This window comes from Flavonifractor plautii ATCC 29863 (genome assembly GCF_000239295.1).
Lineage (GTDB): Bacteria > Bacillota > Clostridia > Oscillospirales > Oscillospiraceae > Flavonifractor > Flavonifractor plautii.
In genome coordinates, this window is the sequence record NZ_JH417689.1 from 1 (window position 1) to 6,358 (window position 6,358).

The 6,358-nt window shown below is 57.2% G+C and carries 6 protein-coding genes; 5 read left to right on the forward strand and 1 reads right to left on the reverse strand.

The genetic code is table 11. The features are described 5' to 3' along the window. Positions 1–902: hypothetical protein (locus tag HMPREF0372_RS19990; RefSeq protein ID WP_169314516.1), on the forward strand; the 902-nt coding region annotated here is incomplete at its 5' end. Beyond that, complete coding sequence (locus HMPREF0372_RS19615) at positions 899–1,426, forward strand: hypothetical protein (protein WP_007489530.1); 528 nt, start codon at positions 899–901, stop codon at positions 1,424–1,426. The genes HMPREF0372_RS19990 and HMPREF0372_RS19615, both read left to right, overlap by 4 nt. A 188-nt stretch (positions 1,427–1,614) precedes the next feature. Here HMPREF0372_RS19615 and HMPREF0372_RS05105 read toward each other — a convergent pair whose 3' ends face one another. Continuing rightward, complete coding sequence (locus HMPREF0372_RS05105; RefSeq protein WP_039996721.1) at positions 1,615–2,763, reverse strand: MATE family efflux transporter; 1,149 nt, start codon at positions 2,761–2,763, stop codon at positions 1,615–1,617. 151 nt (positions 2,764–2,914) lie between these two features. On the opposite strand from HMPREF0372_RS05105, the gene HMPREF0372_RS05110 reads away from it, so the two are divergent. The 3 genes from HMPREF0372_RS05110 to metG all read left to right on the forward strand — a co-directional run bounded on the left by HMPREF0372_RS05110 (position 2,915) and on the right by metG (position 6,312). After that, positions 2,915–3,373, forward strand: a complete 459-nt coding sequence (locus HMPREF0372_RS05110; RefSeq protein WP_007489534.1) for an Lrp/AsnC family transcriptional regulator — start codon at positions 2,915–2,917, stop codon at positions 3,371–3,373. Between the two features lie 76 nt (positions 3,374–3,449). Then, the gene (locus HMPREF0372_RS05115; protein WP_009259670.1) at positions 3,450–4,271 is read left to right on the forward strand and encodes a hypothetical protein; all 822 of its coding nucleotides are present in this window, start codon (positions 3,450–3,452) and stop codon (positions 4,269–4,271) included. Then, entirely contained in the window at positions 4,261–6,312 is a 2,052-nt protein-coding gene (gene metG, locus HMPREF0372_RS05120) for a methionine--tRNA ligase (protein WP_007489536.1), read from the forward strand. The genes HMPREF0372_RS05115 and metG overlap by 11 nt, the downstream gene beginning before the upstream one ends. Positions 6,313–6,358: the final 46 nt, after the last annotated feature.

Genomic DNA, 6,358 nt, shown 5'->3' on the forward strand with positions numbered 1-6,358 from the left:
TTTGTCTTTTTGCGAAACTTATTCTACCTGACCCAGCAAAAGATGTACTAAAGGTTTATCTAAAAGTAAATACTTCAACTATAAGAGAATACTATTTTATTGAATTCTTTGATTTTCTATTAGAGGATTTTGACTCTATTATAAGCAATGCCCCCTACTGTGACATAGACTACTGGAGTATGCGTGAATTTAAACCAATCAATAGTGGTATTATAGAAAAAGATATCATAACAAGGGGCACTGGAGTAGTTGGAAGTTACATTATTTATGACTACTATGATATTTTGAATGTTGAATACATGGCAAAAATGGATGTCGAAGTCTATGACAGCACAGGAAATATCCCCCTAAATGGGGAACTTTCATGGTCACATAGACTATCTATAACAGATAAATCAACCGTTTGTCCTTCCGTAAGTGATTATGAGTCTGACGATTGCTATCTATTAATTGACTCTGCAACCCTAAAAGTTGGTGCCCCTAAGGGCACCGCATATGTGAGTTCAACTGTGGATGGATCCGTTACTGAAGATAATGGAGCAGAAAAATATACTTCTGTGTCAATTGGTACTGGGGTTGGTCCTTTGTCCGTTTCGTTTGATTTAAGTGGGGTATTCCAGCATAAAGGAAGTGTCGATTTAAACGAAAGCTTTACGGGGTATAAGAATATAGCTCCAAATAACTATACAACAGCTATTCAACTTAGTTACGGTGAAGAGGACTGTCTACAGACTGTAGGGGACTATTATGAAAGTGTAAGTCTGCTTCAGGACTATGGCCATAGCACGACTTCCCCCAGTCCAGTATCTAGAATTTGGGAAATCACTGTTTCAAACACGTTAATGAACGAGGACCATAACCGAACTTTTTCAAAAAGTTTTGATCGAGGGGTATCTAAATGACACACAGGACGTCAAAAGCAGTATTGACGTTTATATGTATTTTGCTCATCTTTGGAGGTAGCATATATATTTTAGGAAGAAATCATAACAATTCTGTAGAAAAAATACTTGCAGATAATTTAGATCGTGAAATTGAGGTTTTTGAAGAATTCACATTTGAAACAAACGAAGCAAGTTCCTATATCGCTGTAGGATTTGAAGACGAAAATGGCGTTATAGGATATGGCATCTTTGAGAATAGAGAACATAAATTCTTTCTGTTAAGTCTAAAGCAGTGCAATAAAATGGCGAAAGTGGGTTCACAAATCTATACCGATTATTTTTTTGATAGAAACGCTGGAAGATATACTATCTTTTTGATCAATCATTCTTTGGTAAGTAAACTTGTATGGAGCTATGGCAACAACAGCGGTGAAATAAATGTGAATGAGTTACCTTCCATATATGTATTAGAAGGCCCAGAGCCAGGGGTGGCAACACTTCAATATAAATTTGTTGATGAGGCTGGAGAAGAAGTTCACTGATCCATAAGAGTGCTAATGTTGTTATTCCAGATTAAGACGAACAGGGTTTTTAAGACCCCCTCGCCAAATACACTGTTCTCAGTCAAGATGTAGTGAAAATGTAAGGTTTTGTGGCCAGCAGCCCATAGCTGTTGGCCACTTTTTGTCAAAGTATATGGTTTGGGAATATTAACATACTGATTTGGCACTTACAGTCGTTCTGCGCTTTGACACTTTGCATGTGGGCCTGCCTCTCCGCCGCTCTCCCCCCTTCTCCAGAGCACCAGCCCGGCCAGATCGGCCAGTACCCAGCCGATGGGCACGGCCCACCAGATGCCCTTCAGGCCCACGGCGGGGATGGGGGCCAGCAGGTAGGCCAGGGCCACCCGCGTCCCCAGGGAGACCACGGTGAGCACCACCGACACGCCGGGCCGCCCCAGGCCGCGGAACAGGCCGTAGAGCAGAAACAGGATGCCGATGCCGCAGTAGCACATGCCCTCAATGCGCAGGTACTCCACCCCCACGGCGATAATCTCCGTCTCGCCGGGCTCCACAAACAGGCCCATGAGGGGGGCGGCGAAGAGGCACACCAGCAGGGAGCTGACCAGGCAGAAGCCGATGGACACCCCCACGGCGGAGCGGATGCCCCTCCGGATGCGCTCCGTCTTCTGCGCGCCGGTGTTCTGGGCCACGAAGGTGGAGAAGGCGTTGCCGAAGTCCTGGACGGGCAGGTAGGCGAAGGCGTCGATCTTGACGGCGGCGGCAAAGGCAGCCATCACGTTCACCCCGAAGGAGTTCACCAGCCCCTGCACCATCAGGATGCCGAAGTTCATCACCGACTGCTGCACGCAGGTGAGCAGGGAGTAGTTCATGATGCGCCCCAGCTCCCCCCGGGACACCTTGCAGTGCCGCCGCTCCAGCCGGAGCAGGGGCACCCGCCGCCAGCCGTAGAGGGCGATACCGGCGGCGGACACCCCCTGGGCGAGCACCGTGGCCCCCGCGGCCCCGGCCACCCCCCAGCCCAGTCCCAGGACAAACCAGAGATCCAGCCCGATGTTGAGGACGGTGGACACGGCCAGAAAGGCCATCGGGGCCACGGAGTTGCCCACCGAGCGCAGCAGGCAGGCGAAGTAGTTATAGAGGAAGGTGAAGCAGACGCCCAGCAGCACCGAGGTGAGGAAGGTCATCAGGGTAAAGGAGAACCCCACCGACGCCAGGGCCGACGCCCCCAGCGCCCGGCCCACAATGAGGGTGTCGGCGATGTTGTAGCACTGCTGGAGCAGGTTGCCCGCGATCATGGGACCGGCGAACAGCAGCATAGGGCGGGTGATTCCACCCCGGGTCAAATCCATCTGCATTGGCTCACGCACTTTCGTTTTGAATGTTTTATCTTTCTTTTCGTAAGAATCATAGCAAATCCAGAGGAAAAATACAAGGCTATACTTGCCTTTTTTCTTCAGCCGGGATAAGATAACAAACACAGCTTGACAGATAGAGGGGGCGGAGGCGTTGTTTTTAAGTGGTCTGGACGACATCGACCGGCGGCTGGTGGAGCTGCTCATCCACAACGCCCGTATGTCCTACTCAGATCTGGGCCAGGCGGTTGGGCTGTCCCGTGTGGCGGTGAAGGCCCGCGTCCGCGCCCTGGAGGAGCGGGGCGTGATCGAGGAGTACACCACCATTGTCAATCCCCAGAAGATCAGCGGTGCTGTGTCCTGCTACTTTGAGCTTGAGGTAGAGCCCGCCCAATTCAGCGCGGTGGTGGATACCCTGCGCGCCAGCGATACCGTGACCCAGATCTACCAGGTGTCCGGCCGCAACAAGCTCCACGTCCACGCCGTGGCGGCTGGCCAGGGGGAACTGGAGGACTTTCTGGACCGGGTCATCCACCGTCTGCCCGGCGTTGCCAGCCTGAGCTGCAACATCATCCTCTCCCGCATCAAGGACATCAAGGGCCTGCGCCTGTAAGAAAAATCGTGCACTTTCCGCCAAAGTGTGCTATACTATGGATTTGAACTCATTTCATCCGGAAAGGGTGGTTTTCATGCGAAAAGAAATTCTGCTGCCCGCCGTGGCGGTGGCTGGCGGCGGGGCCGGCTTTGTCCTGCGCCGCTGGGAGCTGGCCACGGCCTTTGAGGCGGACACCGGCTTACCCATTCCCGGCGCCCCGGCCACTCTCGCCCTCATCGCCCTTTCGGTTGCCATGGCGGCGGTTCTGGCCCTGCTCTGCCGGGGCAAATACCCCTCCTTCACCGGCTACGACGAGGCCTTTCAGGCCAAGGGAAACACCCTGTACGCCACCGCTATGGTGCTCTCCGCCTTCCTGCTCTTGGGGGCGGCGGTGCTGATGGTGCTCTCCTTTGTCCAGGGGACCAACACCGTCTACACCCGCCTGCTGCTGGCCGCCCTGGCGGCGGTCTCTTTCTTCTGCGTAATGCAGACGGCGCAGAACAGCTTCAAGGGCCTGGACAGGGGCAAGTACAGCTTCACCCTGCTGATGCCCGCCTACACCTGCTGCGTGTGGCTGATCGCCGCCTACCAGGTGCGGGCCGGAGATCCGGTGCAGTTGGACTATGTGTATGAGCTTTTCGCCATCATCGCCTCCCTGCTGGGGCTCTACTTCCACGCCGGCTTCTCCTTTGAGCGGGGCCGGGTGTTCTGGGCTGGGCTGTTCTCCCTGCTGGGGATCTACTTCTGCCTGACCACCCTGGCCGACCAGCACGATCTGGCCACGACGCTGCTCTATGGCTTCGCCATCCTCTATTTGCTCTCGTCCACGGTGACGCTTCTGTACAATGCCGGCCGGCCGGAGCTCCTGGCCCGGGCCGAAAACGATACAACGGAGGGAACGCCCGATGAATCCTGAGAAATTCTATATCACCACCCCGATCTACTACCCCTCGGACAAGCTGCACATCGGCCACACCTACTGCACCGTGGCCACCGACGCCATGGCCCGCTACAAGCGCCTGCGGGGCTGTGAGGTCATGTTCCTCACCGGCACCGACGAGCACGGCCAGAAGATCGAGGACAAGGCCAAGGAGGCCGGCGTATCCCCCAAGGAGTTTGTCGACCACATCGTGGAGGGCCCCCGGGGCGTGCTCGACCTGTGGAAGCTGATGAACATCTCCAACGACCGGTTCATCCGCACCACCGACGATTACCACGTGGAGTCCGTGCAGAAGATCTTCAAGCAGCTCTATGAGCAGGGGGACATCTACAAGGGCAAATACGTGGGCAAGTATTGCAAGCCCTGCGAATCCTTCTGGACGGAGACCCAGCTCAAGGACGGCAAGTGCCCCGACTGCGGTCGGGACGTGGTGGATGCCGAGGAGGAGGCCTACTTCTTCCGCCTGTCCAAGTACGCCGACCGCATCCGGCATCTGCTGGAGGACACCGACTTCCTGGAGCCCCGCAGCCGGGTCAATGAGATGGTGAACAACTTTATCAAGCCCGGCCTGGAGGATCTGTGCGTCTCCCGCACCTCCTTCTCCTGGGGCGTGCCGGTGGACTTCGACCCCGGCCACGTGGTGTATGTGTGGATCGACGCCCTGTCCAACTACATCAACGCCCTGGGCTACGGCAACGGCCGCTACCACGACTTTGAGAAGTTCTGGCCCGCCGACGTGCACTTTGTGGGCAAGGAGATCGTGCGCTTCCACGCCATCATCTGGCCCGCCATCCTCATGGCCCTGGGCCTGCCCCTGCCCAAGAAGGTGTACGGCCACGGCTGGCTGCTGCTGGACGGCGGCAAGATGAGCAAGTCCAAGGGTAACGTGGTGGACCCCTACCTGCTGGCCGAGCGCTACGGGGTGGACGCCCTGCGCTATTTCCTGCTGCGGGAGTTCCCCTTCGGCACCGACGGCAACTTCTCCAACGAGGCCCTCATCGGCCGCATCAACACCGACCTGGCCAACGACCTGGGCAACCTGGTCAGCCGCACCACCGCCATGGTGGGCAAGTACTTCGGCGAGCGCCTGCCGGAGGGCTGCGGCGCCACCGGGGACGAGGCGGAGCTGGCCGCCATGCTGACCCAGGCCCAGGGCGAGGTGAACCTCTCCATGGACTTCCCGGAGGACGACCCCCGGAAGTACGACGTGGAGCTCATCGCCCTGGCCGCCGGCCTGCGGGGCCGCTACGAGGCGCAGATGGAGCACTACGCCTTCCAGGACGCCCTGGTGGAGGTGTTCAAGCTCATCGGCCGGGCCAACAAGTATATCGACGAGAACAAGCCCTGGGCACTGGCCAAGGACGAGGCCCAGAAGCCCCGCCTGGCCCACGTGCTCTACAATCTGCTGGAGTGCGTGCGCCTTTCCGCCGTACTGCTCACCCCCTTTATGCCCGAGACCTGCGGAAAGATCTTCGCCCAGCTCGGCGTAGACGAAGGCGCGCGCACCTGGGAGTCCGCCGGAGCGTGGGGCCTGCTCCCCGCCGGCGCGGCGGTGAGCAAGGGGGAGAACCTGTTCCCCCGCATCGACGTGGAGAAGGAGCTGGCCGCCCTGGACGAGCTGCAGGCCGAGGCCCGCAGGGCCGCCCTCCCCGCCGTGGAGGTGGAGCCCTTCGCCCAGGAGAGCGTGGACTTCGACACCTTCTGCAAGAGCGACTTCCGGGCCGTGAAGGTCAAGGCGTGTGAGAGCGTGAAAAAGAGCGCCAAGCTCCTCAGGTTCATCCTGGACGACGGTTCCGGGACTGACCGCCAGATCCTCTCCGGCATCGCCATGTACTACAAGCCGGAGGAACTGGTGGGCAAGACCCTGGTAGCCATTATCAACCTTCCCCCCCGCAAGATGATGGGGCAGGAGAGCTGCGGCATGCTGCTCTCCGCCGTCCACACCGAGCACGGGGAGGAGAAGCTCCACCTGGTTATGGTGGACGACGCTATCCCCGCCGGCGCCAAGCTGTGCTGAGCGCATCCTGTATAAACAGAGGGGGCGCGCCTGCGTTTGCAGGCGC